Source organism: Embleya sp. NPDC005575, from assembly GCF_040605455.1.
Taxonomy (GTDB): domain Bacteria; phylum Actinomycetota; class Actinomycetes; order Streptomycetales; family Streptomycetaceae; genus Embleya.
The window spans coordinates 11,999-38,911 of the sequence record NZ_JBEXCV010000084.1 but is presented as its reverse complement, the minus strand read 5'-3'; the positions used below and the strand labels follow the sequence as shown (position 1 = coordinate 38,911).

Annotated in this window: 20 protein-coding genes; 11 read left to right on the top strand and 9 right to left on the bottom strand. The window is 71.0% G+C overall.

Going from position 1 to position 26,913, the window contains the following annotated elements:
• The first annotated feature begins 683 nt into the window (after positions 1–683).
• The 3 genes from ABZS54_RS25635 to ABZS54_RS25625 all read left to right on the top strand — a co-directional run bounded on the left by ABZS54_RS25635 (position 684) and on the right by ABZS54_RS25625 (position 3,302).
• On the top strand, positions 684–1,787 hold the full coding sequence (locus ABZS54_RS25635) for a helix-turn-helix transcriptional regulator (protein ID WP_355540521.1): 1,104 nt from the start codon (positions 684–686) through the stop codon (positions 1,785–1,787).
• On the top strand, positions 1,771–2,286 hold the full coding sequence (locus ABZS54_RS25630) for a hypothetical protein (RefSeq protein ID WP_355540518.1): 516 nt from the start codon (positions 1,771–1,773) through the stop codon (positions 2,284–2,286). The genes ABZS54_RS25635 and ABZS54_RS25630 overlap by 17 nt, the downstream gene beginning before the upstream one ends.
• 203 nt (positions 2,287–2,489) lie before the next feature.
• Entirely contained in the window at positions 2,490–3,302 is an 813-nt protein-coding gene (locus ABZS54_RS25625) for an SAM-dependent methyltransferase (protein WP_355540515.1), read from the top strand.
• A 27-nt stretch (positions 3,303–3,329) separates the two neighbouring features.
• Here the strand turns inward: ABZS54_RS25625 and ABZS54_RS25620 are convergent, their stop codons facing one another.
• From ABZS54_RS25620 to ABZS54_RS25605, 4 genes are all read right to left on the bottom strand, one after another.
• Positions 3,330–4,283: a helix-turn-helix transcriptional regulator gene (locus ABZS54_RS25620; protein ID WP_355540512.1), complete on the bottom strand. Its 954-nt coding sequence runs from the start codon at positions 4,281–4,283 to the stop codon at positions 3,330–3,332.
• A gap of 101 nt (positions 4,284–4,384) precedes the next feature.
• Positions 4,385–4,624: a DUF397 domain-containing protein gene (locus ABZS54_RS25615; protein ID WP_355540509.1), complete on the bottom strand. Its 240-nt coding sequence runs from the start codon at positions 4,622–4,624 to the stop codon at positions 4,385–4,387.
• A 212-nt stretch (positions 4,625–4,836) separates the two neighbouring features.
• Positions 4,837–5,844 carry an ABC transporter permease subunit gene (locus ABZS54_RS25610; RefSeq protein WP_355540530.1) on the bottom strand — a complete coding sequence of 336 codons (1,008 nt, stop codon included), beginning with the start codon at positions 5,842–5,844 and terminating at the stop codon, positions 4,837–4,839.
• A 6-nt stretch (positions 5,845–5,850) separates the two neighbouring features.
• Entirely contained in the window at positions 5,851–6,666 is an 816-nt protein-coding gene (locus tag ABZS54_RS25605) for an alpha/beta hydrolase (RefSeq protein WP_355540506.1), read from the bottom strand.
• Positions 6,667–7,145: 479 nt separating this feature from the next.
• Between ABZS54_RS25605 and ABZS54_RS25600 the strand changes: the two genes are divergently transcribed.
• Positions 7,146–7,571 carry a hypothetical protein gene (locus tag ABZS54_RS25600; RefSeq protein WP_355540503.1) on the top strand — a complete coding sequence of 142 codons (426 nt, stop codon included), beginning with the start codon at positions 7,146–7,148 and terminating at the stop codon, positions 7,569–7,571.
• 33 nt (positions 7,572–7,604) lie between these two features.
• On the opposite strand, the gene ABZS54_RS25595 is transcribed toward ABZS54_RS25600, so the two are convergent.
• Together ABZS54_RS25595 and ABZS54_RS25590 are read right to left on the bottom strand one after the other, a co-directional pair.
• Complete coding sequence (locus tag ABZS54_RS25595) at positions 7,605–8,420, bottom strand: SAM-dependent methyltransferase (RefSeq protein ID WP_355540501.1); 816 nt, start codon at positions 8,418–8,420, stop codon at positions 7,605–7,607.
• A 311-nt stretch (positions 8,421–8,731) separates the two neighbouring features.
• Entirely contained in the window at positions 8,732–9,607 is an 876-nt protein-coding gene (locus tag ABZS54_RS25590; RefSeq protein ID WP_355540498.1) for an alpha/beta hydrolase, read from the bottom strand.
• 317 nt (positions 9,608–9,924) lie between these two features.
• On the opposite strand from ABZS54_RS25590, the gene ABZS54_RS25585 reads away from it, so the two are divergent.
• Both ABZS54_RS25585 and ABZS54_RS25580 read left to right on the top strand, forming a co-directional pair.
• A complete protein-coding gene (locus ABZS54_RS25585) occupies positions 9,925–11,253 on the top strand; it encodes a GAF domain-containing protein (protein WP_355540495.1) in 1,329 nt (442 codons plus the stop codon).
• Positions 11,254–11,837: 584 nt separating this feature from the next.
• Complete coding sequence (locus tag ABZS54_RS25580) at positions 11,838–12,341, top strand: hypothetical protein (RefSeq protein WP_355540492.1); 504 nt, start codon at positions 11,838–11,840, stop codon at positions 12,339–12,341.
• Positions 12,342–12,676: 335 nt separating this feature from the next.
• On the opposite strand, the gene ABZS54_RS25575 is transcribed toward ABZS54_RS25580, so the two are convergent.
• The 3 genes from ABZS54_RS25575 to ABZS54_RS25565 are packed head-to-tail and all read right to left on the bottom strand — an operon-like array spanning position 12,677 to position 14,730.
• A complete protein-coding gene (locus ABZS54_RS25575) occupies positions 12,677–13,549 on the bottom strand; it encodes a transporter substrate-binding domain-containing protein (RefSeq protein ID WP_355540489.1) in 873 nt (290 codons plus the stop codon).
• A gap of 18 nt (positions 13,550–13,567) precedes the next feature.
• Positions 13,568–14,290 (bottom strand): hypothetical protein, encoded by a 723-nt coding sequence (locus ABZS54_RS25570; RefSeq protein WP_355540486.1) that lies wholly within the window; start codon positions 14,288–14,290, stop codon positions 13,568–13,570.
• The gene (locus ABZS54_RS25565) at positions 14,287–14,730 is read right to left on the bottom strand and encodes a hypothetical protein (RefSeq protein WP_355540483.1); all 444 of its coding nucleotides are present in this window, start codon (positions 14,728–14,730) and stop codon (positions 14,287–14,289) included. The genes ABZS54_RS25570 and ABZS54_RS25565 overlap by 4 nt, the downstream gene beginning before the upstream one ends.
• A 585-nt stretch (positions 14,731–15,315) precedes the next feature.
• Here ABZS54_RS25565 and ABZS54_RS25560 point away from each other — a divergent pair.
• From ABZS54_RS25560 to ABZS54_RS25540, 5 genes are all read left to right on the top strand, one after another.
• Positions 15,316–16,758, top strand: a complete 1,443-nt coding sequence (locus ABZS54_RS25560) for a hypothetical protein (protein ID WP_355540480.1) — start codon at positions 15,316–15,318, stop codon at positions 16,756–16,758.
• Positions 16,759–16,885: 127 nt separating this feature from the next.
• Positions 16,886–18,199: an AAA family ATPase gene (locus ABZS54_RS25555; RefSeq protein ID WP_355540476.1), complete on the top strand. Its 1,314-nt coding sequence runs from the start codon at positions 16,886–16,888 to the stop codon at positions 18,197–18,199.
• 62 nt (positions 18,200–18,261) lie between these two features.
• Positions 18,262–19,554, top strand: coding sequence for a VWA-like domain-containing protein (locus tag ABZS54_RS25550; RefSeq protein ID WP_355540527.1), 1,293 nt, complete (start codon positions 18,262–18,264; stop codon positions 19,552–19,554).
• Between the two features lie 225 nt (positions 19,555–19,779).
• Positions 19,780–25,302, top strand: coding sequence for a biotin carboxylase N-terminal domain-containing protein (locus tag ABZS54_RS25545; RefSeq protein ID WP_355540473.1), 5,523 nt, complete (start codon positions 19,780–19,782; stop codon positions 25,300–25,302).
• A gap of 317 nt (positions 25,303–25,619) precedes the next feature.
• Positions 25,620–26,885: a hypothetical protein gene (locus ABZS54_RS25540; protein ID WP_355540470.1), complete on the top strand. Its 1,266-nt coding sequence runs from the start codon at positions 25,620–25,622 to the stop codon at positions 26,883–26,885.
• The last annotated feature ends 28 nt before the right edge of the window (positions 26,886–26,913 follow it).

Genomic DNA, 26,913 nt, shown 5'->3' with positions numbered 1-26,913 from the left:
GCGATCCGCGGGCGTGTGCGCGGCGGCCGGCGCGGGCGTGCGGGTGCGCCGGAGCGGACCCGGAAGTGTGTCCGGCGGAACGGCCGTCGGTATCGTCCGGATTTCCGAGTGCGGACAGAGGTCGTCCTTTTGCATATGCAATTGCATGGGTGTCACCCGGGAGAGTGGATTCGACGAATCGGGCGTTCTCTCCATGATGGGCGTGGAAATCGAGCCGTTCCGAGGCTTTGACGTTTTCCGATCGAGTCTCGTTGGCGTGTGCGCTTTTATGGCCCGAGACCTGCGGTTCTCGGCGCGTCGATCGGTCGATGCTGTCGGATCGACAGGACGTCCTCGATCGCTTCGGGCGCTCGGGGACGGTCTCCGTGCATTTGCATTTCTGCGGATTCGTTGATGTCCGGGAAAGTCTGGGAGTAGCTTCCGAAACGTCGAATGACCCCGGGCGGCGGTCACCGCTCCGGGGTCGTCGGGAACAACGATCAAGGAATCCCACATGTTGATCGAATTATCCGCCGGAGGGTTTTCCAGCCACCTCCGACGATTCCCGAAGGTACCATTCCGGGGTTTCTCCCCGGGGAAACAACGGGAAGTGCGGAGACTGCGCACGTCCTGCTCCGGCCGCGCGCCGCGGACCCGGCGGATCCCGTGATCGCCTCGCCCGGAACCGGAAGGAGAACCAGGGGATGAACGCCGGAAGGGGCATCACCAGGTGCGCGGCGTGCGGGCGGCGTTTCGCCCAGCGCAAGGCGACCGGCCGCAAGCGGCTGTACTGCGACCCGACGTGTCGACGGCGCGCGCAGAGGGTGCGCGAGCGCGAGCGCGAGCGCGGGATGCCGGCGCCGGCCGAACCGGCCGACCCGCGGGGTCTGGAGGCGGGCATCGTGCAGGTCCTGCGCCGGGTGGCTTGCGCACTGGAGGAGGCCGAGCGCACCCGCGAGCCGTTGCGGGTGCGTCTGGCGTACGCGGATCGGCTGAGCGGGGAGACCCGGCGATATCGGGCGGTGGTGGGCGAGGCGCGCCCGGCCGCGTCGACGCCGCTGCGCCCGGAGTGGTCCGCGCAATTGGCCGCGCGACTGGGCGCACGGGCGCAGCCCGGCGCGGATGCCGGCGGCGACGAGGACCTGTCCTGCTCGCAGCACGCGGGGGAGCGGTTGGCCGCGGCGTTGCGCGAACTGCGCCGGCTCGACGGGATCGCCGTGGCGGACCTGGCCTGGCAGGCCGGAATCGGCGAGGGGTTTCTGGCCCGGATCCTGTCCGGAGAGGTGTGGGCGTCGTGGCCGGTGGTCGAGACGCTGGTCGGGAAGCTGGGCGGTGACGCCCACGAGCTGCGTGCGCTGTGGGAGTGTTCGCGCGGCATCGATCACGGCATCCGGCGCGAACTGCGGGACCTGGTACAGCTGTTGGCGGCGATGTTGCGCGGGTTGTGGTTGGCCGCCGGTCGACCCGCGCCGCAGTCGCTGGGCACGGCTCCGCTGACCGCCGACACGCCGGCGCGGATCCTGGCCGGCGAACTGATCCCCGATCGGGTCGGCGCCGAGATCCTGGTCGAGCGCCTGGGCGCAGATCCGGACGTGGTGCGCAGGTTGTGGACCCATGTGCACTACGGCGTGCTGACCCGCCTGGGCGACGCCGGATTCCCGGCCGGCGGACTCTTGTTCGCCGCGCTCGGCGCACCCGGCCCGGGGGTGCACGCGCGCTCCGGCGGTGCCGACCCGGGCTCGCGCGCCCGGCGCGGCGACCTCGACCCGGATTCCCCGGCCCATGGCGGCGGTGCCGATGTCCCGTGACGCGGCTCCGGGCCGACCCGGCATCGTCGGCGTCGCGCTCGTCGGGCGGTCCCGTGCTCCGCTCGACTTCGCCGCGTTCTGCCTGCTGCACCGGGCGCGCTGGGCGCAGTACGCCCACCTGCGGGTGGGCGATCCGGTCCGCGGCGAGCGGGCCGTGCAGTCGGCGGTCGCGGAACTGGCCACGAACTGGGCGGACATCCTGCGCGGGCCGAACCCGACCGCCGGTGCCTGGCGCATCCTGGGCCGCGCGGTCACCCGCTCGCCCGGGCCCGCGCCGAACTCCCTGCACGACGCACTGCCGTGGCCGCAGGCGGACGCGGTGATGCTGCACTATCGGCTGGGCATGACGCTCACCGCGACCGCCGATCTGATGGGCACCGATCCGCCCGAGGTGGCGGCGCACCTGGTGCTGGCCGAACGCAGCCTGCCCACCGACGTGGTCAAGGCCCTCGAACGCGGCCCCGACGGTGCCCCCGGGCCCGGGCCTCGCGATCGATGACGACACGGGTCGCGCGAACGCTCCGGCGCGGCCCCTTCCTTCCCCGTCGCCGTCTCCCTCGCTCCCACCGTTTCACGCCGCGAACGCGCGGGGGGTGCTTCTCGAACGAGTACCTGCCCTCGGACGACCCGCGGACCTAGCATGGCCCGTGGGCGCCGGGATGGCCGCGGTGCACCGGCGGGCGGGAAAAACGAGGGGGCGGAATGGGGCACGGGGAGAAACACGTTTTCGAGATCGACGTGGACACACCCAGCGCGGCCCGGATGTACGACTGGTACCTCGGCGGCACGGACAACTATCCCGCCGATCGGTCGGCCTGCGAGGAACTGCTCAAGATCGTGCCGAGCACTCGCGAACTCGCGCGCAACAACCGGGCGTTCCTGCAACGAGTGGTACGGGTGCTGGCCGCCGAATACGGGATACGGCAGTTCCTGGACCACGGATCCGGCCTGCCGACCCGGGAGAACGTGCACCAGGTGGCCCAGGGCGTGGACCCCACGGCTCGGGTGGTCTACGTCGACAACGACCCCATCGTGTTGGCGCACGGCCGGATGTTGCTGGAGGAGAACGACAACACCGCGGTGATCCAGGCGAACATGACCGACACCGAGGGCATCTTCGAGCACCCCGACGTCAAACGGCTGATTCGTCTCGAGGAACCGGTCGCCGCGCTGTTCGTGTCGGTCTTGCACTGCCTGCCCGAATCGGCCGAGCCCGCCGCGATGATCCGTCGGGTCGCCGAGCGGCTGCCCTCGGGCAGCTTCATGGTGATCTGCCAGCTGGTCAGCGACGATCCGGCGATTCGGGACGGGGTCAGCGACTTCATGGCCGAGGCGACCGGGAACAACTGGGGCCGGGTGCGTGAACCCGCCCAGGTGGACCACTACTTCGATGGGCTGACCATCCTGGAGCCGGGGCTGGTCGAGGTCTCCACGTGGCGGCCCGACTCGCATGTCACCGCGAGGCAGGAGACCGACGAGTGGATCGAGTACGGCGGCCTGGCCCGGATTCCCTGACCGGGCCCGCCGCGGCGGGTGGACCGCCTATTCGGGCGGGGTCCGACCACCGGCGGGACCCGGCCCGGCGGCTGCGAAGTGCTGCTCGGCGTCGCGCAACATCCGTTGGCTGGACAGGCGGTCCTCGGCCACGGCCCAGAGCCGCAGCAGGATCTCCCGGTAGGCGTCGATGTCCGCGCGCCTGCTCAAGTACGTGGCGCTGTTGGCCTGTTCCAGGTAGATCATCTCGCTCGGCCCACCCGAGGCGAAGCGCAGGTATGTCATCGGCGACGGCGGGGTGATGCTGGCCGCCCGGTCGAAGCGCACGACGCGGATGTTGATCCGGTCCCGGGCCGACTCCGCCAACAGATGCCGCATCTGCTCGGCCATCACCTCCGGACCGCCGACCGGCCGCCGCAAAATGCCTTCGTCCAACAGTGCGGTCAGGTCCGGGCGGCGCTCGTCGGCGAGCAACGCCTGCCGTTGACGCCGTAGTTCGATCCGCCGCTCGACCTCCTCGTCGGCCGCGCGGGGCAGTCCGGTCCGCACGATCGCACGGGTGTACGCGGGCACCTGCAACAGGCCCGGAACGACATGCACCTCGTACGTGTCGATCTTGGTCGCCGCGTCCTCCATGCCGATCAACCGGGCCAACCAGCCCGGCATCACGTCGCTGTAGTGGCTCCACCACGCGCGCTCCAGCGCCTTCTTCAGCAACTCCTCTATCTCGGAAAGGGATTCTTCGTCGTGGACGCCGTAGAAGCGGACCAGATCGAAGACGTCCCGGGCACGCGGCGGGCTCTCCCCCCGCTCCAATCTGCTGATCTTGGACATCGACGCCCGAATCGCCTCGGCGGCGTCCTTGAGTCCCCTGCCGTTGTCCAGGCGCAACTTGCGCAGCGTGGCGCCCAGGACCTTCACAGCGGCGGCCGGACTGCTTTGCTGGGTCAGGGACACCACGGGTGCCATCGACGGGGCGCGGGCCGGGCGGTCGGCGGACATGCGGGCTCCAGGAATGGGCGTGTCGACGCGCGCCATTATTCCGAGTCGGAACTCGCGTGTCCGTCGATCCGGCCGGTCGAAATCCGGTCGAACCGCCGAGGTCAGTCGATCAAGGAGTCGAACTCGCCGCTCTTGGCGCCCGCCACGAACGCGGCGAGCTCCGCTCGCGAGTAGACCAGGGCCGGCCCTCGCGCGAACCGGGAATTGCGGACCGCGATCCCCCCGCCGGGCAGCGCGGCCAGTTCCACGCAGTTGCCCTCGGCCGTGCTTGCACTGCTCTTCACCCACGTCACGGACCCGAACGAGTCCGCCGGATCCCCGTTGCCGGCACGCATCCTCATCACCCTTTCCGCTCCCGCCCGCTCGTGACCCGCACGGCGCGATCACGGACGCGACCACCGTCGTGCAAAGCCACCTGCATTTGCATCATGGAACCGACGAGAAGCCTAGTCACGGGAAACCCGGCGCGGAGTCCCTCGAAAGAGTGCCCGTATAACAACGAGGACACGTACCAGCTCAAGCAGGTCCAGGAGTTCCTGACCTGGTGTGCCGATCACGGGATCAAGGCCGGGCACCTGTTCGGGCGGCAGGAATGGCGCTGGTGACGTCGCGGTGCGCCGGCTCGGCACCGTCTCGGCCTTCGCCTTCGCAGCAGGCCTGAGAACCGGCGCGGACCCGCACGTGCGATCGGGCCGACCGCGTGGGTACGCGGTCGGCCGATCCCGTCTCCGGGCGGTGCGGGGCCGGACGGTGGCCGCTCGGGACCGACCGCCCGCCGGCTCAGGTGAGGTTGCGGGGGATGCGCCAGAGCGAGAAACCCGCGAGCAGCAGGGCCCCGCCGAGGAAGATCGCGGTCTCGGCCCACTGGAACGTCCAGTACCGGCCGGCGGGCTGGTACTTCACGTCGAAGTGCAGGTTCTGCGCGGCCAGGCACGCGCCGGACTCGGCCAAACCCGGACTGCGCGGGCTCCAGGCAGTTCTGCACCGCGGGGCCGGTGGTGACGGGCTTGCCGTCGGTGGCGCGGATCTTGGTGGATCCGGTCAGTACCCAGGCGCCGGGCATGCGGTAGTCCTCGATGCGCAGCGTCGCGCCGGTGGAGACCCGTTCGTCCGGTCCGCCTGCGTCGCCGTCCAGGATGAAGCTGCCGGCGCGGGGGAGCGTGGTTCCGTTCACCGCGACCGCGGTCTGCTTGGCCGGGAGCAGGTGGGGCCGCACGTACGGCATCACCACCTGGACGACGGCGAAGAGCACGAGCGTGACGGCCATGGCCGGCAGCGTGCGTCGGATCAGCAGACCGATGGTGGTGCCCAGGGCGAACGCGAAGACGGCGTAGCCCAGCGGCACGAGGTTGCGCGCGTCGAAGACCAGTGGGGTGAATCGGGTGCCCTGGAGCCGGTCGTAGGGGCGGGCCGCCCAGGTCGGCAGGGCGCTGAAGAGGCCGGTGACGACCAGCGTGGCGACGGTGATCACGGCGAGCTTGACCGCGAGCCGGCGTGCGCGCGTCACGCTCTGGTTCCAGACGAGTCGGTGGGTGCCGCTCTCCAGTTCGCGGGTGACCAGCCATGCTCACGGCACTTCCTCTCGGTGCTTTTCGAGGAACTCGACGATGACCGAGTTGACCTCCTCGGGACGTTCCAGGTGGCCCAGATGGCCCGCGTCGGGGATCGTGACGAGGTCGCAGTTCGGGATGGCTTCGGCCACCTCGGCGGCCAGATGCACGGGAGCGATCACGTCGTCGGCGAAAGCCACGACCCGACACGGCACGTCGATCCGGCCCAACTCCGCACGCCGATCCACGTCCAAATCCACCCACGCCTGGCCGGCCGAGGCGTCCGCGTCGCCGGCCAGCTCGAAAACCTCCAGCCACATCGCGGCCGCGGCATCGTTGTTCAAGGTGGTCGGCGACAACATGAGCATCGCCGTGTCCAACGCGCGGTAGGCGGGCGGCAGGCGCACACCGTCCTGGGCCACCGACCGATCCGCGAGGGTCTGCGCGCGCCGGAAGGCGTCCGAGCGGGCCCGGGTGGCGATGAGCACCGCACTGTGCACCGACTCCGGGTGGCGCACGGCGAGTTCCTGCGCGATCAGGGCCCCGAGGGAAAGCCCGACGAGGCGACAAGGAGCCAGATCCAAAGCGTCGATCAGGCCCTTGGTATCGGCCACCATGTCCGCGAACGAGTATTTCCCCGGCGGCACATCCGAGGGTGCGATTCCCCGATTGTCGAAGACGATCGTCTCGAATCCCGCGCGATGCAGCGCGGGCGTTTGATGCATGGTCCAGACGCGACCCGCGGCGCCCGACCCCATGATGAGAAGAACGCTTTCCCCTCGACCGGAGCGCTCGTAGGAAAGACGGATGCCATTGGCGTGCAGGTAAGGCATGGTCGATGGGTTCCATTCGCCGTCGGGAACGAGATGCCGCTCCCGGGCCGCGCCGGCCCGAGGGTACGCGTCCCGACCGTAGCGGGCGTCGAACCGGCGGGCTCGCCGAGGTCCACCATGTCATCGGGCGACCACCGGGCTCAACGCGACCACCTGGGACGATGCCTGCGAGCAGGGCCCGACCGTGTTCAACCGTGGCGCCGCCGCAGTTGAACGAGCGGCGCCGAATCCGCGAACTGCCGCCGCCGATTTGCCGGTTGACATCCCCCGAGCACGCTGATGAGGATGACGGCCGGAAGCGAAGAGAATCCCGAAAAACGCCGCCCCATCAAGGCCGGGCGCCCTCGACCGGGAGGGCGGACGGATCGAATCCGATCGCGTCGGATCCGATCGAGGATACCGACGACGGATTCCCGAAGCCCGCGACGGATTCCCGAAATCGGCACACGACACGGCCACACGCGTTTCGGCCGGTCGTCATGGATCCTTACGGAGAAGTACCGGCCTTCTCCGGCGCCCGCAACGTGATCCTGGGCATCCCGATCCTGGGCGTGGTCGCGGCGATGGGCGACGCCGACCTCGCGCTGCTCGCCGGTCACGGGGTCTTCGTACCTCCCCTACCCTCGTCCCCGACCGACGGGGGTCGGGCACGGGAGGCGGCGGACGAGGCGAGGCGGCCCGCGGTGCTGCCGGCGGACGACGACGTCGCAGGACCAAGGGGCAGTAGCGGCGGGATGCGGGCCCTCGTCGTGGGTGAGCGAGCAGGCGTGTTCACGCATGCTGCTGCGCGGTGGCGCCGTCGAAGGCGGCTCCACCGCGCCCGGGTCGACGCGATGCCCATCCCGAGTCCGCCGATTGCCCGGCCCGGTACGGCCACCAACGGCGGTACGGCGTCGTCGAGCTGATCGGGTTCGCCGGCGGGTCCTGATCTGCCCAGGTCAGGACCCGTGCAGGCCCGCCGTCGACTTGCGGCCGACCCCCGCGTACATCCACTGGCGGTCCGCATGCGGGCGCGGCAGACGGTCCGCTCGCCAGGACGAGATCGGGACCACTCCGGGATCGACGAGGCTCAGTCCGGCGAAGAAGGCGCGTACGTCCCGCAGGGCGCGCGGAAACAGCGGGGCCGCCGAATGCCGATACGTCTCGGCCGTGGCCCGGGCGGCCTCCGGACGCAGATCGGCGGCGACATGCGAGAGCACCAGCGCACTGCCGGGCACCGTGGCCGCCATCAACTCGCCCACCACGGACCGCGGGTCGTCCGCATCCGACAGGTAGTGCAACACCGCGGTCAGCACCACCGCCACCGGCCGCCGGAAGTCCAACCCGGACCGCCCGGCCGCCCGTTCCAACAGCGCCCCGGGATCACGAAGATCACCTTCCACCACGTGCACCCGACCGGGCCGGGCGGACAACGCGCGGGCGTGCGCGAGCACCAGCGGATCGTTGTCGACGTACACCGCCCGTGCCTCCTCGGTCGCGAGCACCGCGCACTCGTAGGTGTCGCCGGCCGCCGGCAGACCCACCCCGACGTCCAGGAACTGCCGGATCCCGCACCCGGCCGCGAACGACACCGCACGCCGCAGGAACGCCCGATTCGCGAAGGCCATGCCGCGGACCTCCGGCGCCAGAGCGAGCACATCCGCCGCTGCGCCGCGATCGATCGCGAGGCTGTTCTTGCCGTTGAGGTAGTGGTCGTACATCCGCGCGGGATGCGGCAGATCGCTGCGTAACCCGGACAACCGAGACCAGGGCACCCGCGCCGGCTGAGTCGACTCCGCCGGCGCCCTGGCCGCAGGCACCCGCGCCGGCGGTCGTACGCCCGGTCCCCGTACGTCCGGCCCCCGTGTGCCTGACGTCCGCGTATCCGATCTCCGTACGACCGCCGCTCGTGCGTCCGCCGGGCAGCCGCCGTAAGGCCTGCCACCCGGTGTCTGGTCAGGCATCACAATCATCGGCCTTCCCGACTGTCGACGCGCGAATCGCGGGCCGCGGGCCGCCCGAATCGGGCGAGGCGGGGATACCCGCCGGGCGGTCCGCATCTTCCTCCGCATCGCCACCCGGAAGGTCAGCGGCGGAGGAAATCCATGACGACGGCGTCGAATTGCTCGCGTTCCTCAACGAAGGGCACATGCCCGCTCGCAGAGAACTTCGCCACTCGCGCGTCGGGCAAAACCCCGGCCAGCCAACCGGCCAGGTCCCCGGGGAAGATCCGACTGCGCTCGCCGTAGACGAGCAGCGTCGGCACACTCACCTCGGGCAGCACCGCCCGCCAGTCCGAATGCGCCATGTCCATCCACACATCCAGCGCGGAGGAGGTGTGCGTCTGGGTCGTCTCCGCATAGGCCGCGTCCACCGCCTCCGCCCCCGGCGGCTCGGCGAAACACGCCTGGATGAACGGCTTGATCGCAAGCGGCCGGGCGTGCCGAACCGTCTGCGCGAACACCGCGAGATCGGAGGCCGAGTAGCCACCCTGCAACGGGAAATCCCAGCCCGGAGCATCCAGGAAACACGGAGACTGATCGACGAACACCGCGCCGCGCAGCCCGTCACAGCCGAACTGCCGCACATACGACAGCAGTACCGAAGTCCCCATGGACCAGCCCACCACCGTCAGCTCGGACAGATCCAACGCCCGGACCAACTCGTGGACATCACGGGCGTATTGGGCCAACGAATGCCCCTCGGGCGTCTTACCCGAACGCCCGTGCCCGCGAAAGTCGGCAAGGATCACCCGATTCTCCGCCGCCAGAGCGGCGACATTGCCCGCCCAGAAGGTGCTGTTCATCGTCCAGCCGTGCAGCAACAACACCGGCCGGCCCGCACCGTGCTCCTCGTAGTACAACGGAACGGCATCGGACAACTCCAGATAGGGCACCGTCTCTCCTTCGATCTCGGCCGCCGAGTCGCCGACCCGCGCCACGCAGTCTGTGCGAGCGCACACTCCTTCCACCAGACGCCGACGGGGGGTTGCAACGACGTTGCACATTCCGCATACCCGCCCGGTGCGTGGGCTGCGCCGGGCGGCGGCCGGGCGAGATGGAGCGGGCATCATCGCGGATTCGGCCGGTGCGTGGGGTATGGGTCGGAAGCCGACTGCCTCGGCCGGATGGAGGTGTGGCGCGGTACCGCCGATTCGGGCGATGCGTCCCGCGCGGGGCTGACGCGGACCGCCTCGGCCGGCCGATCTGCACCGACGTTGTGGATTCCGCTTACACATCCGGGCCGAAGGAGTTCGTGCCGCGCCGGCATGATGGTCATATGGCGCTACCGAAGGCGCGCGATCGGGCCCTGGGCGGTGGATCGGCGCGGGACGTACGAGACCCGATCCGGGCCTCCTGGTCACGCGCGCGGCGACACGGCCTGCCGCCGGACTCCTATCTCCCGCCGGTCACCCTCGACGACGACGAACTGATCCGACACCGCGAGGAACACCCGCTGAGCCCGATCTGGCCGCTGTTGCGCCGCTCGCTGGGCGGCCTCACCGCAGACCCGGGCCGGCTCCTGTTTCTCAGCGACGCCCGAGGACATCTGCTCTGGGTCCAAGGCGACTCGGCCACGCTGCGCTCGGCCGAACGCGTGCATCTGCTGCCCGGAGCGCTGTGGAGCGAGGACGCGGCGGGCACGAGCGGGGTCGGCACGACGCTCGCAACCGGTCGTCCGTTCCAGGTGTTCGGCGCCGAGCACTTCCTGTCCGCGGCCACCGCGTACACCTGCACCGCCACCCCCATCCACGACCCGGCCGGCGGCGAACTGCTGGGCATCCTCGACTTCACCTGCCCCGAGCGGCACTGGCAACCCCTGGCGATACCACTCCTGGACACCGCCCGTCGGCTGGCCCAGTCGGAACTGGAGACGATCCGGCTGCGCGAGGAGGCCCGGGTGAGCAGCCGCTACACGGAGCGGATCGCCCGCCGCCTCGGCACCCGAAGTGCGATCGCCGACCCCCAGGGGCGCATCGTGCGCTCGGATCCACCCGGCTGGCTCCCGCGCCACCTGCCCGGCCCGCCGTCCGAGGGCCGACTGCTGCTCCCCGACGGACAGCCGGTCCTGGTCGAACGCCTCGCCGCAGGCGGCCTGTTCCTCCTGATCGCCGAGGACTCCACAGCCGGCGCCCTGACCACCGCACCGCTGCGCTTGCGCGCGCTGGGCCTGCGTCGGGCCCGCCTGGAAATCGCCGGCGCCACCCACGAACTCACCCCGCGCCACGCGGAGATCGTCATCGCCCTGCTGAGCGAACCGGGAGGCATGACGGCCAGGGCGATCACCGAGGCGGTCCACGGGCCGGCCGGCCGCCCGGCCACCATCCGTGCCGAACTCGCCCGGCTACGCCCGATCCTGGGCCACCGCCTGGCCTCCGACCCCTACCGCCTGACCGGCGATGTCGAAGCCGACTTCCTCGACCTCGACCGAGCGCTGTCCATCCCCACCACCCCGATCGACACCCTCCTCGACCAGTACCGGGGCCCACTCCTCCCCGGCTCCACGGCCCCACGCGTACTCGCCCTGCGCAACACGCTGCACGAACGCCTCCGCCACCGGGTGCTTGCCACGGCCGACTACGACACGGCTCTGCGATGGTCGATGTGAGGCCGGGCGCGCACTGACCGGGGCGGTGGTGCCCGTTCGCTCCGCGCCGGGTTGCTCGTCCGCTACGCGGCCGTATCGGGTGGGCCTGCGTCGTGTTCGTGTTGCACCAGGCGTCGATCGCGCTCGCGCAGACGTGGGGCGGCGGGCTGGTCGCCTCGTCGCCGGCATGCGATGCGTAGTGCCGGTGCCGAGCGTGTACGCGCGGCCGAACCCGAAGTGGCTTCACGGACGAGTTTTGGCCCCACCACGGGCTTTCCTCGCGGCCGAGTGTGGCCGCTGCTCGGGGCCCGTGCAGGTCGTTCGCCCTCGCTTGTCCGCCAACGGAGCAGGTCCGCGCTTCTTCGATGTTCGACGCGGCTCGGCCATCGCAACACCCCGCAGGGTCAGGTGTTGCGACCACCTTTGGAACCCAAGTTCCTCGGATGGGGCCACGAGTCACTCCCGGAACCAGTCGGCCATCCGGTCCCGGAACTTGGCCATCAGCAGCGGGAGGTTCACCCGGGGGCGCCCGACGTACCCTCTGACACAGCTTGTCCGCACGGCTCCGTACAGTCCTGTGCCGGGGCCTACTCCTGGGAGAAGCAATGAACGGATGGGCTGCGGAGATGGTGCAGCTCGCTGCCGAGTTCACGCGTGATTTCGAGTCGACGCACGGATTCGAGCCCGGCGACAACTACGTCACCTTGGCCGACGACCGAGCGCGCCGGGCCGCCGTGCACGCCGGCGGCCTCTTGCCCGCGCCGTTGGCGGACTTCTACGGCGTCGTGGGCGAGGTCAGCCTCCCCGATGTCCACTACGGGTTCTTCGTCGCCTCCGTCGAGTCCCTGGTCCAGGGTGCCGGCGATGTGCACCCCACCAAGGTCGTCGGGGCCATCGAAGACGACATCGTCGTCTTCGGTACGAACGGCGGCGGTGACCTGATCGCGATGACAACCGACGGACGGGTCTACATGATGGGCGGCGGATCGCTCCTGGGCCGCGTCTACGACGTGGACGAGGACGGCATCAGGGCTGCCTTCTGTGACCTCGCGGAGTTCCTGGCGTTGCTGAAGGGGCACATGCGCGATGCCCGTGCCGACCTCAAATGATGTTGGCGGGGGCCGGGCGTTCATACCGTGGCGGCGGGGCGGCCGGTCGGGCAGGGTTCCGGGTGACGAGCGACGAAGAAGCGATGTTCTACGCCCACCCCGACTCCCCTGAAGGGCTGCTGCAACGCTGCCCCGCCCCGCCACTCCGCCCCGTTTCGCCACCCGCTCGGCAGCCGGTCGCCGGGTCGCGGGCTTCGCTGAGGCGTTGGACGAGGCGGGCACCGCGCGCCGGCGGGGCGGGGCGCCCGGGCGCGGTGCTTCCGCCCGGCCCGAGCGTCGTCCACTGACATCGCCCACGACCGACCGGCGTCGTCGACCGCGTCTCCCGACGGTGGTTACGCGCTTGCCGTGTCGCGGCACGAACGCGCGTCGATGGCTGCGGAGTTCGGCTTGTAGTGATTGATCCAGCCCGGGTCCTGTGCCGGTATCTGGGGCAGCGAGATCTGGACGTCCGCGATCCAGGTACTGCTTTCCACGTAGCGCTTGACGATCGCCTTCAGGCGTCGGCAGTCGCTGCGGTGACCCTTCGGGAGTCCGATGCCGTAATGCTGCGGTGCCCCGATGGTCAGGTCGGGGACCACGCGAAATCCGGCGGCGGTGTTCAGGTTCGCGAGGCCGTACAGAATGGTCTGATCCGTCGAGATCGCCGATACCTGACCGCCCTTCAGCGCTTCGACGCACCCCTTCGCGTCGGCCACGGTCAGTACGTCGATGTTGGCGCTCCTCAACTGGTCCAGAGCGTCTTCGGACGTGGTTCCCTCCCACGCGCACACGCGTTTGCCGTTGAGGTCCGACATGAACCTGACGTTCGCGCCGTCCGGGCCGACCAGGAATCCCTGGCGGGTGGTGAGGTACGGGCCGACGAAGTCGATGTCCTTCATGCGCTCGGCGGTGATGGAGAAGGACCCGACCACCATGTCGACCTTGCCGGCGACCAGCTTCGGAATCCGGTCGGCGGAGGATACCTCCGTGGGGCTGATCGACTTGATGCCCAACTCCTTCTCGATCATCTGCTCGAGCAGATAGTCGGTGCCGGATCGACGGTAGCTGTCGAGCAGGGAGACACCGGGAAGATCGTTGTGCATGCCCACCGAGATCGTGGACTTGCCGAGGAACAGCGGGTCGGAGGGACCGGCTGTACAACCGACGAGAATCAGTGCGGTGAGCAGCAGGCACGCGGCCCGGCGTCGAAGGGTCGTCCCGTTCATCGGTTTCGTTTGTCTCCCTCAGTCGTGCAGGACCGCAGTCGCCACGGACACGTTCATGACACAGCCCTTGTCGGCATGCACCGTCACCGTGGCGCTGACGACGCTGCGGAATCCGCCGAGCGGAAGATCGACGGCGCTACCTCCGGTGACCTGCTCCACCACGACGGGGCGCCCTCGGCCGGTGAGGATCAAGCCGAGCGTCGTCTCCGGTACGCAGGACTGGGTTCGAGGGTCGGCGTCTTCGACCGCGAGGGTCAGCCGCAGATGGCTACGGCGTGGCGCCCCGTCGATCACGACGTCGATTCGACCGCCGTCCGATACCGGGCCCGAGGGTGAGATCGCGACCCGGCCGGTGACGTCGACCTCGCCGTGAGAGCGCAGGTACTCCGTCCACACGAGGGCGGCCACCACGCAAGTGAAGGAGACCACGGTGATCAACACGCGCCCCCGCTCCGACCCCACGATCGCCAACGCGCGCAACCCGGTCGCCAGGACGGCGGCGCCCATCAGCGCATAGGTCCACGAGAACTGGTCCTGCGGGCCTCCCGGATTCCGGAGCAGGGCAACGGCCACCAGCGCGATGACCACGTAAAAGGGCGGCAGGCTCCACTTTTTGGCGCCATCGGCGAAGATGCTGACGATGATGTTGCCCACCACCTGGGCGATGGCGATCGCTCCGCGGCCCCGGGAGTCGGCCGATAACCGATCCGGGGTGTCGTCGGCGTCGGGTGTCGCGCTCACGTGCCCTGGACCGGTCCCGGTCGGTATCCGCCGTGGACGTCGCCCATCACCCGCTCGATCGCGATCGCGCCGGGGCCGTAGGCGTGCGCGCCGCCGCCCCGACCGGACATCGAACGCGCGGCCTGCTCGATGCACCGGGTCAGGGCCGAGGCACTGAGGTCACGGGCGTCGAGCCAGGTACCGATGGCGAGTTCCAAGGCCTCCCGGTCGCTCGCGGTCAGGCTCGCGATGGCTCGAGTCGCCGGCTCGACATCGCTCGCGGCCCGCTCCGGGGCATCGTCGCGTCTCGGTAGGAGCCGGCCCAGGAAAGCCCGACCACGGTGGACGGCACCGTCGGCCAGCTGGTCCTGAGTCGACGCGAGCACCTGCATTCCCATCGTGGCCGCCGCGGCGGTGACGTAGGGGACGATCTGAGCCGCTGCGGTCATCAGTTCCGACATCGGGCACTCCGATCCTCGGGACGCGAACGCGCACCCGCAAACTCCCTCCCGGAACCGGGAGGATACGAAGCTGCTTCCCATACCGGGGTCCGACGGTTTCCGGAACTCGCCCTGTCCACTCGCCATGCGCCGATCGCGAGCGTGGCCTCGGCCGGCCGTGCATCAACCGGATCGCCCCCGTGCTGTCGAGTTTGAAGTATCCGAAAGTCCGCCGGGTGGAAATCCCGAAAATACCCACTTCGAAACGAAGTCGCCCCGATGTCGGCCCGTCCGCGCCGGACCGGACCTGTGGTATTGGGTCGCGCGCGAATCCGGCGCCGGCTGCCCGAGCCTGCGAGCCTTCTCCGCGCGGCCGGCTCCATCGACCGCCCCGACCGCTGCCGTGGTACCGGGTTGCCCGATCGCCCGGTGACCCCGCCGGCGTCACGGCCAACCAGCCGTCTCCGCAGGTCACTTCCAGGGCCCGGTCGATGCTCCCTCCGGAGCGGCACCTGGCGCAACGGGGTCACGGGAGGTAGGCTCCTCGGCGATGATCACTCCTTCTGTTCACGAAATGGGGGTCCCGTCCGCGCAAGGTGAGTGCTGATGCTCACTCGGATCGCGAACAGGGATTCCCGGCATTCCTTTTGGCTGCGCGTGCGCGAGTTCGCCGTGCCGCCCTCCATGATCGAAACTGCGACCGCTCGCCGCCGCGTCGGCGACTGGGCGGGGGCGTGTGCCGCCGCGGGTATCGACGTCGACGTGCATCCACGTTCCGTGGCACGCACGCACGGCCGGGACCTCGCAGCCCGAGTCCGGGACGATCTGCGCCACTTGGCTCCCGATCTGCTGCGTTGGCACATGCCGAGGATCGCCCCCGACGGGCTGCTGAGGCCGGGGCTGACCCTTGCCCTGGCGCGGTACGACGGCGAGGACGACGACGGCCGTGCCGGCCGGGATCCGGTGTACCTGGTGGCCAGGACGCCGCCGGCGTGGGCGGATGCCGGTCAGCGGATCAGCCTCGCCCTGTGGGACGGATCGCCCGACCGGGCCGATGCCCTTCCTCGGTCGTACCCCCACCCCCAACCCAACCGGCGGTTCCGCCTCGACCTGCACCGCCACCTGTGGGACGGGCGCAGGACCGATGAGCTGCGCGTCCGCTCGGGAGCCGACCGGCTGCCCGCCGACGGCCGTTGCGTCCCGGATTCGGCTCCGGCCCCGACCCCGGCACCGGATCCGCTCGGGACGCTGCCGTACGCGCACCTTTGCGCCGTCGACCGCTGGGCCGCCGAGGCGCGGATTCTGCTCCGGGCCGAGGGCCGGTCCGACGGCACCGTCCACGTGCGGCTCGACGGCCGGCATCGGCTGTCCCTGGACCCGGCCGCCGACGGCAACGACCTCGGGCCGCCCGCACCGCGGATCGCGCCGGCGTCGGCCGGCCGCGGCACTGCCGGGCTGCCGATCCTGCCCGACGCGGCGACCTGGGTGCTCCCGGACCTGGCGCTGCTCCGCGCCGGTGCGATCGAGGTCGATCGGCTGCACCCGCTGGTCGCCTCGGCGCTGGTACCGGACCACCCGCCGGCCGCACCGTCCCGAATCCCGGACCCGGCAGGCCAACCGCATCCGGTGGAATGCCGGGGCGCCCGCCACCGGATCGGTCTGGTCGACGGAGTCCTGGCGCCGCTGGACCACGACCCGGCCGAAATCCGAAGAGAGGAACTGCTGGTCGCGCTGACCGGCACGCCGCTTCCCTGTCTACAGGTAATCGACGAGGCGCACCGCCGTCCGAACTGCCTCGCCGGCGTCCGCGAACGCCTGGACCACGGCGACACCGCCGGTGCCCTGGCCGTCGTCGAGGGCCTGCTGGGCCCCGACGCACTGCTGCGCGGCGGCCCGCTTCGCGACGAACTCGAAGCGGCCGCGCTGCGCCGGGTCACCTACGGACTCTTCAGAGCCGGCCTGATCGACCCCGGGGCCGGCCGAATCCACACGAACCATCGCCGCCCTCGCGGCTACCGCACCTGCCCGTGCCACTCGAAGTCGCGTTGACCCGAGATCTCAGTCCGCACACCCACGCACACCGGAAAACCAACGCCGATCCGGGGTCGTCCGCCCACGCCCACGCGACCGCCGCCGTCGTCCCCGCACGCCCACAAACCCAAAGGTGACCAAAGACATGCCCACATACACCCCGTACAGCCCACCCACCGCCGACGCTCGGCCCACCGACACGACCGCGCCCCGCCTCGTGTCCGACCCGCCCCACCACACCCCCCAACTCGACGTCGCCGGCGCCCTGTTGGCCCTCCTGCGCGACGCTGCCACCGAACCGCGCCCCGACACCCGACTGGAGGCCCTGACCCTGGCCGTGGCCGCCGACCTGCCCGTACTCCTGTGGGGCGAGCCGGGCATCGGCAAGACGGCGGCCCTGACCCAACTCGCCGCAGCCCTGGACCTTCCGCTGACCACGGTGATCGCGAGCGTGCACGAACCGTCCGACTTCTCGGGGTTGCCCATCGTCGGAGACGATCCCGCCGAACAGGGTGTCCCGATGGCCCCGCCGGACTGGGCGGTGCGCCTGGTACGGGCCGGCCGGGGGCTGCTGTTCCTGGACGAACTCTCCACCGCGACACCGGCCGTACAGGCCGCCCTGCTCCGCCTCGTCCTCGAACGACGCATCGGCGCCCTGCGGTTGCCGCCCGGGGTGCGGATCGTGGCCGCCGCCAATCCGCGTTCGTCGGCGGCCGACGGCTGGGAACTGAGCGCCCCCCTGGCCAACCGATTCGTGCACCTGCAATGGACCCACGACCACGACGTCGTGGTCCGCGGGCTCGGTGGCACCTGGCCCATGGCGACCCTGCCGCGGCTCGACCCGACCGGCCTGCCGGAGGCGGTGGCGTTCGCCCGCCGTGCCGTCTGTGGGCTGCTCGCCGCCCGCCCGGCACTCGTGCACCGGCTGCCGAGCAACGAGAGCCGTCGGGGCGGACCGTGGCCGTCGCCGCGCAGCTGGGAGATGGCGCTGTGCCTGATCGCCTTCGCGACCGCGGCCGGTTCCTCCCGCGAGGTGCTCTCCATGCTGGTCAGAGGCACGGTGGGAGACGGCCCGGGCCTGGAGTTGCTGGCCGGCCTGGATCGGATGGACCTCCCCGACCCCGAGGACCTGCTCGCCGACCCGGCCGGTGCCGTCCTTCCCGAGCGCGGCGATCTGCGCCAAGCCGTGCTCGACGGTGTGGTGGACGCGGTTCGCAAGCGCCCGGAGAAGTCCCGCTGGGATGCGGCGTGGGCGCTGCTGGTCCGGGCGACGGAGACCGGCGCCCCGGACCTGGTGGTCGTCCCGGCGACCACGCTCGCCTCGCTGCGCCGCGAGGACTGGGACGTCCCGGCCTCGATCGAACGCCTTGCCGGAGTGGTGTCCCTGTCCCGCCGAGCGGACCGAACGGCCGATCGGGCGGCGGCCCGCGCCGCGGACGCCGCAAAGGCGGTTCGATGACCACGGACACACCGACCACGGACACACCGACCACGGACTCGCCGAGGACGGCGGGCACACCGATGTCTCCGGCCGCACCGAGGACGGCGGACACACCGAGACCCCCGGACGCACCGAAGCCACTCGACCTCGACAAGCTCTTCGCCGCCCGCCTGTATGCCGCCCGGGCCCGCCCCTACCTGGCGACGGCGCTGTTCGCCCTGCACACCGTGGAGTCGCGGAGCGTACCGACGATGGCCGTCGACCGGCACTGGCGGTGCTACGTGTCGCCGGCGTTCGTGGACCGCACGCCGCCGGAGGAACTGGCCGCGGTCTGGGTGCACGAGGTGTCGCATCTGCTGCGCGATCATCACGGGCGCAGTGACCGGGTCGCGCGCGAGCGTGGGCTGGTCGGCCCGGGGGAGCGGTTGCGGATGAACATCGCCGCGGACTGCGAGATCAACGACGACGCCTTCGGTGACGGCTTGATCCGGCCCGAAGGCGCCGTCGAGCCGGCGATGCTGGGGCTGCCCGAGGGCGAGCTCATGGAGGACTATCTGCGCCAATTCCGGCTCGGCCCCTACACCCAGGGCCTGGCCTGGCTGGACTGCGGCAGCGGCGCCGACGGGCTGGAACGCGATTGGGAGCTGGGGCCTGAGGGCGCGCACGGCCTCAGTGCGCAGGAACGCGACGCCGTGCGGTTCCGGGTGGCCCAGGGCATCACGGCCCGACCGGGGAGCGCGCCCAAGGGGTGGCGGCGATGGGCCGAGGAGGCGTTCCATCCGCCGCAGCCGTGGCGGGAGTTGTTGGGGGCGGCGGTGCGCTCGGCGACGTCCGGTGCGGGTGCGGGCGACGACTACACGTACGGCCGGCCGTCCCGGCGCTCGGTCGGTGTGCCCGGCGTCGTGCTCCCGAGTCTGCGCCGCAAGCCGCCCCGGGTCACCGTGGTCATCGACACCTCCGGGTCGGTCAGCGACGCCGAACTGGGCAGCGCGCTCCTGGAGGTCGCCGCGATCTGCCGTGCCGTGGGTGGTCGTCGGGACCTGATCACCGTGGTGCCGTGCGATGCGGCGGCCACGATCGCGCATACGCTGTGCAGCAGCGAGGGGATCCCGTTGGTGGGCGGTGGGGGTACGGATCTGCGTACGGGCTTCGCCAAGGCGCTGCGGGCGCAGCCCCGACCGGACGTGGTCGTGGTGCTGACCGACGGCCAGACGCGCTGGCCGAGCACGCGACCGCCGTGTCGCACGGTGGTCGGCCTGTTTCCTCGGCAGGCGAGTCGGTCGTGGAACGAGGACGATCCCGACTACGTGCCGGACACGCCGCCCGAGTGGGCCGGGGTGGTGGTCATCGAGTCGGCGTCCGCCGGCCGGTGAGCCGGGGCCCGCGGAGGGTGCGGACGAAGGCCGCCGGGCCGGGTTGTCGCAGACCATGCCCGAAAGGGCGGCCGTGCGGTGTGGCTCGCGCCGCTTTTTGTAGGAACCCTACAACGCAGCGGCGCCGGCATGCACGATGCAGGACATGGGTGTACTCGGCGGTAACCAAGCAGGGTATAGATAGGTGCAGGCGACGCTCCGGGACCCGGACGTCGCCTTCTGCGCGTGGGTACTTGGGAGGCTCAGCCGGTGTTCAGTCGTGTCGCGATCGTCAACCGTGGAGAGGCCGCAATGCGGCTCATCCACGCCGTCCGGGATCTTTCGGCGGAAACGGGGACGAGGGTGGAGACGGTCGCCCTCTACACCGACTCCGACCGCGACGCGACCTTCGTCCGGGAGGCCGACATCGCCTACCCGCTGGGCCCCGCATCGGCCCGCCCCTACCTCGACCACGCCGCCCTGGAGCGCGCGCTGGTGGAGACCGGCGCCGATGCCGCCTGGGTCGGCTGGGGCTTCGTCGCCGAGGACCCGGCGTTCGCCGAGCTGTGCGAGCGCATCGGCGTCACCTTCGTGGGCCCGAGCGCGGAGGCGATGCGCAGGCTCGGCGACAAGATCGGCGCCAAGCTGCTCGCCGAGGAGGTCGGCGTCCCGGTCGCGCCGTGGAGCCGCGGTGAGGTCGCCACCCTGGAGGACGCGCTGCGCGCCGGCGACGAGATCGGCTACCCGCTGATGCTCAAGGCCACCGCGGGCGGCGGCGGGCGCGGGATCCGGATGGTCGCCTCGGCCGCGGACCTGACCGACGCCTACACGCGCACCAGCCAGGAGGCGCTGCGCGCGTTCGGCTCCGGCGTGGTCTTCCTGGAGCGCCTGGTCACCGGCGCCCGGCACGTCGAGGTGCAGGTCATCGCCGACGGGCAGGGCACCGCCTGGGCGCTGGGCGTGCGCGACTGCTCGGTGCAACGACGCAACCAGAAGATCATCGAGGAGTCCGCCTCGCCGGTCCTCGACCCGGAGCAGACCGCGGAACTCAAGGCGTCCGCCGAGCGGCTCGCGGTGGCCGTCGACTACCGCGGCGCGGCGACCGTCGAATTCCTCTACCACCCCGGCGAGAGGCTGTTCGCCTTCCTGGAGGTCAACACCCGACTCCAGGTCGAGCACCCGATCACCGAGATCACCACCGGCACCGACCTGGTGCGCCTGCAACTGCACGTGGCGAACGGCGGCAAGCTCACCGGCCCGCAGCCGGCCGAGCTCGGCCACGCCATCGAGGCCCGGCTCAACGCCGAGGACCCGGACCGCGACTTCGCTCCCTCGCCCGGCCGCATCACGCGCCTGGCGCTGCCCGCCGGCCCCGGCATCCGGGTCGACACCGGCGTCAGCGAGGGCGACCGGATCCCGGCCGACTTCGACTCCATGATCGCCAAGATCATCGCCTACGGCCGCGACCGCGAACAGGCGCTGGGCCGGCTGCGCCGGGCGATGGCCGAGACCACCGTGATCATCGAGGGCGGCGTCACCAACAAGAGCTTCGTGCTCGACCTGCTCGACCAGCCCGAGGTGATCGACGCGAGCGCCGACACCGGCTGGATCGACCGTGTCCGCGCCGAGGGTCGCCTGGTCACCCACCGACACTCCGCGATCGCCCTGGCCGCGGCCGCGATCGAGGCATACCAGGACGAGGAGGAGATCAGCCGGCAGCGCTTGATCTCCACCGCGCACGGCGGCCGCCCGCAGGTACAGCACGAGAGCGGCCGGCCGCTGGACCTCAAGCTTCGCGGCGTCGGCTACCGGGTGAGCGTCGCCCGCGTGGGCGACAAGCGTTTCCGCGTCGCGATCTTCGGCGGCGGCGCCGCCGCGCACCCGGCCGACATCGAGGTCGAGCGATTCGACACGCACAGCGGCCGGATCCTGGTCAACGGACACCGCTTCCGCCTGGTGTCGGCCACGCACGGCCCGACCCACCTGGTCGAGGTCGACGGCGTCACCCACCGGATCAGCCGCGACGAGGGCGGCGTCGTACGCTCTCCCGCACCCGCGCTGGTGGTCGCGACGCCGATCTCGGTCGGCGACGAGGTCGCCTCGGGCGCACCGATCCTGGTGCTGGAGAGCATGAAGATGGAAACGGTGCTGCGCGCGCCGTTCCGCGCCCGGGTCCGCGAATGCCCGGTGTCGGTGGGCAGCCAGGTGGAGACCGGCGCACCGCTGATGCGCCTGGAGCCGCTTGCCGAGGAAGGCAGCGAAAGCGCCGCCGAGGAGGCCGCGGGCGTCGGCGAGAGCATCGAGGTCGACCTGCCCACCGAGGCCGTTCCCGCATCCGCCGCCGCGCGGGTCGAGCGCGGCCTCCAGGACCTGCGCAGCCTGCTCTTGGGCTTCGACGTCGACCCGCAGGACCACAAGCGCGTGTTGTCCGAGTACCTGGCCGCCCGCGCCGACCTCGGCGACCGGCCGTTGCCGGGCGAGGTGGACCTGCTCAAGGTGTTCGCCGACCTGTCGGAGCTGAGCCGCAACAAGCCGGGCGGCGAACCCGACGAGCCGGACAGCCCGGTGCACAGCCCCCGCGAGTACTTCCACAGCTACCTGCAGAGCCTGGACCCCGAACGCGCCGGCCTCACCGAGGCGTTCCGGACCAAGCTCGAGCGGGTTCTGGGCCACTACGGCGTCGCCGACCTGGACCGCACCCCCGAGCTGGAAGCCGCGATCTTCCGGATCTTCCTGGCCCAGCAGCGGATGTCGACCGACGTCGCCCTGGTGTCCGAACTGCTGCGCCAGTGGCTGGCCGGCGCACCCCCGCTGGAATCGCTCAGCGAGCGCGCCGGACTCACCCTGGAACACCTGATCGAGGCCACCCAGGTGCGCTTCCCCGCGGTGTCGGACCTCGCCCGCGGCGTGGTCTTCCGCTGGTTCGCCCAGCCGCTGCTGCGCCGCAACCGCGCCAAGGTCTACGCCGGGGTACGCAACGAACTGCGCCACCTGGACCAGCACCCGGACGCGCCGGACCGCGCCGAGCGCATCCAGACCATGGTGGCCGGCTCCGAGCCGCTGGTACGGCTGATCGGCCAGCGGATCGGCCGGCCGGGCCGCGACCACGCGCCGCTGCTGGAGGTGTTGACCCGCCGCTACTACGGCAACCGCGGGCTCTCCGAGGTCACCGTGCGTGAGCAGGCGGGCTGCCGGTTCGTCACCGCCGAGCACACCGGTAGTACGGCGGGCCCGACCCGGGTGGTCACCACCGCCGTCGACATCGCCGCGCTGCCCGATGCCATCGGTGCGGTCGGCGTGCTCGCCGCCGACGTCGCCGAACACGGCTTGGTCGCGGACCTCTACCTCACGTGGGAGGACCAGCCGGACGCCGAGGCGATGGCGGAGCGGCTGGGCCGGCTCCTGGCCGAACAGCCGCTGCCGGCGGGCGTGCGCCGGATCACCACCACCGTGGCCGGCACCAGCGGCGCGGTGATGCACCACCACTTCACCTTCCGCCCGAACGGGGCCGGCTTCGCCGAGGACCGGCTGATCCGCGGTCTGCACCCGCAGATCGCGCGGCGACTGCAACTGCAGCGGCTGCGCGAGTTCGACCTCACCCGGCTGCCCTCGGTTGACGAGGAGATCTACCTGTTCAAGGCCGTTGCCAAGAGCAACCCGGCCGACGAGCGGCTGATCGCGATGGGCCAGGTCCGCGACCTGACGCCGCTGCGCGAGACCGACGGCCGACTGGTCGCGCTGCCGGCGGTGGAGGACGCGATCACCGCGGGCCTGGACGCGATTCGCAACATCCAGGCGCAGCGACCGCAGAACAAGCGCTTCGACACCAACCGCATCATGATGTACGTCTGGCCGTCGACCGAACTGACCGCCGACGAACTCAACGCGCTGGTGCAGCGCATCCTGCCGACCACCGCCGGCGCCGGGCTCGAGGAGGTCCAGTTCGTGGCCCGCCGGCGCACCGGCAGCGGCGAACTGACCGAGATCGCCGCGACCATCACCCTCGACCCGGGTCACGGCGCGAGCCTGCACGTCGGCGAGCCGTCGACGGAACCGGTGCGCCCGCTGGACGACTACCGGCAGAAGGTGCTGCGCGCGGCCCGCCGCGGCAACGTCTATCCGTACGAACTGACCGGCATGCTCACCGGCGCGCACGGCAACTTCGTCGAGCACGACCTCGACGAGGCAGGCGTGCTGGTACCGGTGGACCGGCCCAGGGGCAAGAACACCGCGGCGATCGTCGCCGGCGTCGTGTCCACGCCCACCGAACGCCATCCCGAGGGTGTCACCCGCGTGCTGCTGCTCGGCGACCCGACGAAGTCGCTCGGCGCGTTGTCCGAGCCGGAGTGCTCGCGGGTGATCGCCGCGCTCGACCTGGCCGAGTGTATGCGCGTCCCGCTGGAGTGGTTCGCGCTGTCGTCCGGCGCGCGGGTCTCGATGACCTCGGGCACCGAGAACATGGACTGGGTCGCGGCCGCGCTCAAGCGGATCGTCACGTTCACCCAGGACGGCGGCGAGATCAACATCGTGGTCGCGGGCATCACCGTCGGCGCGCAGCCGTACTGGAACGCCGAGGCGACGATGCTCATGCACACCAAGGGCATCCTGGTGATGACGCCCGACTCGGCGATGGTGCTCACCGGCAAGCAGGCGCTGGACTTCTCCGGCGGTGTCTCCGCCGAGGACAACTTCGGCATCGGCGGCTACGACCGGGTGATGGGCCCCAACGGGCAGGCGCAGTACTGGGCTCCCGACCTCCCGGCCGCCCGCGACGTGCTGATGGCGCACTACGACCACACCTACCTCGCCCCCGGGGAGAGCACGCCGCGCAAGGCGCACACGAACGACCCGATCGACCGCGACGTCCGCGACTTCCCGCATCCGGCCGTCGACAGCGACTTCACCACCGTCGGCCGGATCTTCTCCGCGGAGCACAACCCGGACCGCAAGAAGCCGTTCGACATCCGCACCGTGATGCGCGCACTGTCCGACCAGGACCACTCGGTGCTGGAGCGCTGGGCGGGGATGGCCGACGCGGACACCTCGGCGGTCCAGGACGTGCACATCGGCGGTTGGCCCGTCTGCCTGATCGGCATCGAGTCCCGGGCGGTACCTCGGCGCGGATTCCCGCCCACCGATGGCCCGGACACCTACACCGCGGGCACCCTCTTCCCGCGATCGTCGAAGAAGACCGCGCGGGCGATCAACGCGGCGTCCGGCAACCGGCCGTTGGTCGTGCTGGCCAACCTGTCCGGGTTCGACGGCTCACCGGAGTCGATGCGCAAGCTGCAGCTGGAGTACGGCGCCGAGATCGGCCGAGCCATCGTCAACTTCGACGGCCCGATCGTCTTCTGCGTCATCTCCCGCTACCACGGCGGAGCGTTCGTGGTCTTCTCCAAGGCACTCAACCCGAACATGACCGTGCTGGCCCTGGAAGGCTCCTTCGCGTCGGTCCTGGGCGGTGCCCCGGCGGCAGCCGTCGTCTTCTCCGGCGAGGTCGGCAACCGCACCGCCACCGACCCGCGGGTGGCCGACCTGCAGACGCAGATCTCGACCACCCTGGGCGCCGAGCGAGCGGTCCTGAACGCCCGCCTCGCCGAGGTGCAGTCCGCCGTCCGCGCCGAGAAGGTCGGCGAGGTGGCCGCCGAGTTCGACCGCGTGCACAGCATCCGCCGCGCGGTCGAGGTCGGCTCGGTGGACGCCATCATCAGCGCCGCCGAACTCCGCCCGAGGATCATCGAGGCCATCGAACACGGCATGAAGCGCTGACCCTTCGCGGCACGGGCCGCGGTGGAGGCCGCGAGTCTTCGGGTCACGGCGAGGTGCGCCGATGCCTTCGGGCAGCAACACCCGGCAACACGCCGGCCGTACGATTTCGACGGGGTGCAAGGACGGTACGCCGCCCTTGCGCCCCGTCGAGCCACGTCGGAGCCCGAGGACATCCCCCACCGACCCTCCCGTGACCTGCGCCCCGCACTCCCGGCTTGGGCAACGCTGCGTGATCGCATCGGAATTCTCAGTGGCGGCCGGAATTCGTTGCTACGTTTGCTCTCTGCACATTCCGTATCACGCGGAGGTGGCGAACCATGCCGGACGAATCCACGGTGGCCGAACGGATCTACCTGTCCGATGTCGACCCGCACGCGTCTTCACCCATCGCGCGGATCGGTGATCTGCGCGCACGGGTGGTCCTGCACGTCCTGTTCGCCGACACGCTCCTGATCGGCGACTCGCAGAGCCTCAACAACAAGTACTTCCGCTCCCTGCTCTCGACCGAAGAGGCCGAACAGGTCGAACTGGAAGGCCTGTTCGAGAACACTACCCCCCTGGCCGACCCGATCGCGGCGACCGGGTCCGCTCCGCTGTCCGACCTGACCCCGTTGCTCGATCAAGGGCACATCCGGGTCGCCCGGAGAGTGGGATGCACGCTGCGCGAACTGCGCGACGTGCTCGCCGCGAAGGGGGTGGACAACGCGGCCGGACCGGCCTATGCCGCCTTCCTCGACGATCTCACGCACCCGCACGCCGTCGACTACGACGGGGTCATGGTCTCGGCCGCGTTCAAGACCGGGGTACTGCTGCGCGTCGAGGCCGGCGTCGAGGCACGCACGGGGGACGCCCGGGCGGTCCTGCGCGACGTCCGGGACTGGGCCGAGGAACAGAGGCCCTTGGACTACAAGGCGCTCAGGGACCGTCTGTTCGCGATCCGCGCGCGATTCCCGGGAGCAAGCGCGGACGTACTGTCCGCCCTGACATCGGTCGACCAGTGGGCGGGGGAGTCCTATCGACAGGCCCTGCCCGAGGTGCTCGACGCCGGCCTGGGGAGCCCGCGCGACGTGCCGGACCTCCTGCCCGAGCGGCGCAGCCACCGAGTCCTACGGCTGACCGGCCTGCCCTCGGCCATGTTGAACGAGTTCCTGCTCTCCCGGCTCCCGGTGGACGTGCTCCTGGAGGCGCTCGAACAGCCCGCGCGAAACGCCCTGATCGGCGAGTTGAGCGCACTGCGTCGCGGCCTCGCGCCCGACACCGCGCTTTTGGGCGCCGCAGCCACGGAGTTCGCGACCTGGATGAACTCGGCATTCACCCGGACGTTCGCCCATACCGACGACGTCGCCGGAGCCCATCTGCGCGCGGAACGCAACGAGATGATTCTGGACCTGCACGAGGACCCGCAAAGTGCCAGGTACGGCGCGGAGTTGTCCGTTCGGGACGCACCGGACCGAGCGCAGGGACCGACCGCGTCCACGAGCCTGTCGATGACCGTGGTGACCAGCGCCGACGAGGAGGACCCCGAACAGCCGCCTCGGCAACCGGTGGCCCTCCTCGACGCGCGAGCACGCCTCGCGGCCTGATCCGGGCGGACCGGGGCGGGGTCAGGAC

What these genes read in the sequence shown, in the direction of transcription:
- ABZS54_RS25635 (WP_355540521.1), top strand. Translation starts at nt 684, where the DNA reads ATGAACGCCGGAAGGGGCATCACCAGGTGCGCGGCGTGCGGGCGGCGT.
- ABZS54_RS25625 (WP_355540515.1), top strand. Translation starts at nt 2,490, where the DNA reads ATGGGGCACGGGGAGAAACACGTTTTCGAGATCGACGTGGACACACCC.
- ABZS54_RS25620 (WP_355540512.1), bottom strand. Translation starts at nt 4,283, where the DNA reads ATGTCCGCCGACCGCCCGGCCCGCGCCCCGTCGATGGCACCCGTGGTG.
- ABZS54_RS25615 (WP_355540509.1), bottom strand. Translation starts at nt 4,624, where the DNA reads ATGAGGATGCGTGCCGGCAACGGGGATCCGGCGGACTCGTTCGGGTCC.
- ABZS54_RS25605 (WP_355540506.1), bottom strand. Translation starts at nt 6,666, where the DNA reads ATGCCTTACCTGCACGCCAATGGCATCCGTCTTTCCTACGAGCGCTCC.
- ABZS54_RS25600 (WP_355540503.1), top strand. Translation starts at nt 7,146, where the DNA reads ATGGATCCTTACGGAGAAGTACCGGCCTTCTCCGGCGCCCGCAACGTG.
- ABZS54_RS25585 (WP_355540495.1), top strand. Translation starts at nt 9,925, where the DNA reads ATGGCGCTACCGAAGGCGCGCGATCGGGCCCTGGGCGGTGGATCGGCG.
- ABZS54_RS25580 (WP_355540492.1), top strand. Translation starts at nt 11,838, where the DNA reads ATGAACGGATGGGCTGCGGAGATGGTGCAGCTCGCTGCCGAGTTCACG.
- ABZS54_RS25575 (WP_355540489.1), bottom strand. Translation starts at nt 13,549, where the DNA reads ATGAACGGGACGACCCTTCGACGCCGGGCCGCGTGCCTGCTGCTCACC.
- ABZS54_RS25565 (WP_355540483.1), bottom strand. Translation starts at nt 14,730, where the DNA reads ATGTCGGAACTGATGACCGCAGCGGCTCAGATCGTCCCCTACGTCACC.
- ABZS54_RS25560 (WP_355540480.1), top strand. Translation starts at nt 15,316, where the DNA reads ATGCTCACTCGGATCGCGAACAGGGATTCCCGGCATTCCTTTTGGCTG.
- ABZS54_RS25555 (WP_355540476.1), top strand. Translation starts at nt 16,886, where the DNA reads ATGCCCACATACACCCCGTACAGCCCACCCACCGCCGACGCTCGGCCC.
- ABZS54_RS25550 (WP_355540527.1), top strand. Translation starts at nt 18,262, where the DNA reads ATGTCTCCGGCCGCACCGAGGACGGCGGACACACCGAGACCCCCGGAC.
- ABZS54_RS25540 (WP_355540470.1), top strand. Translation starts at nt 25,620, where the DNA reads ATGCCGGACGAATCCACGGTGGCCGAACGGATCTACCTGTCCGATGTC.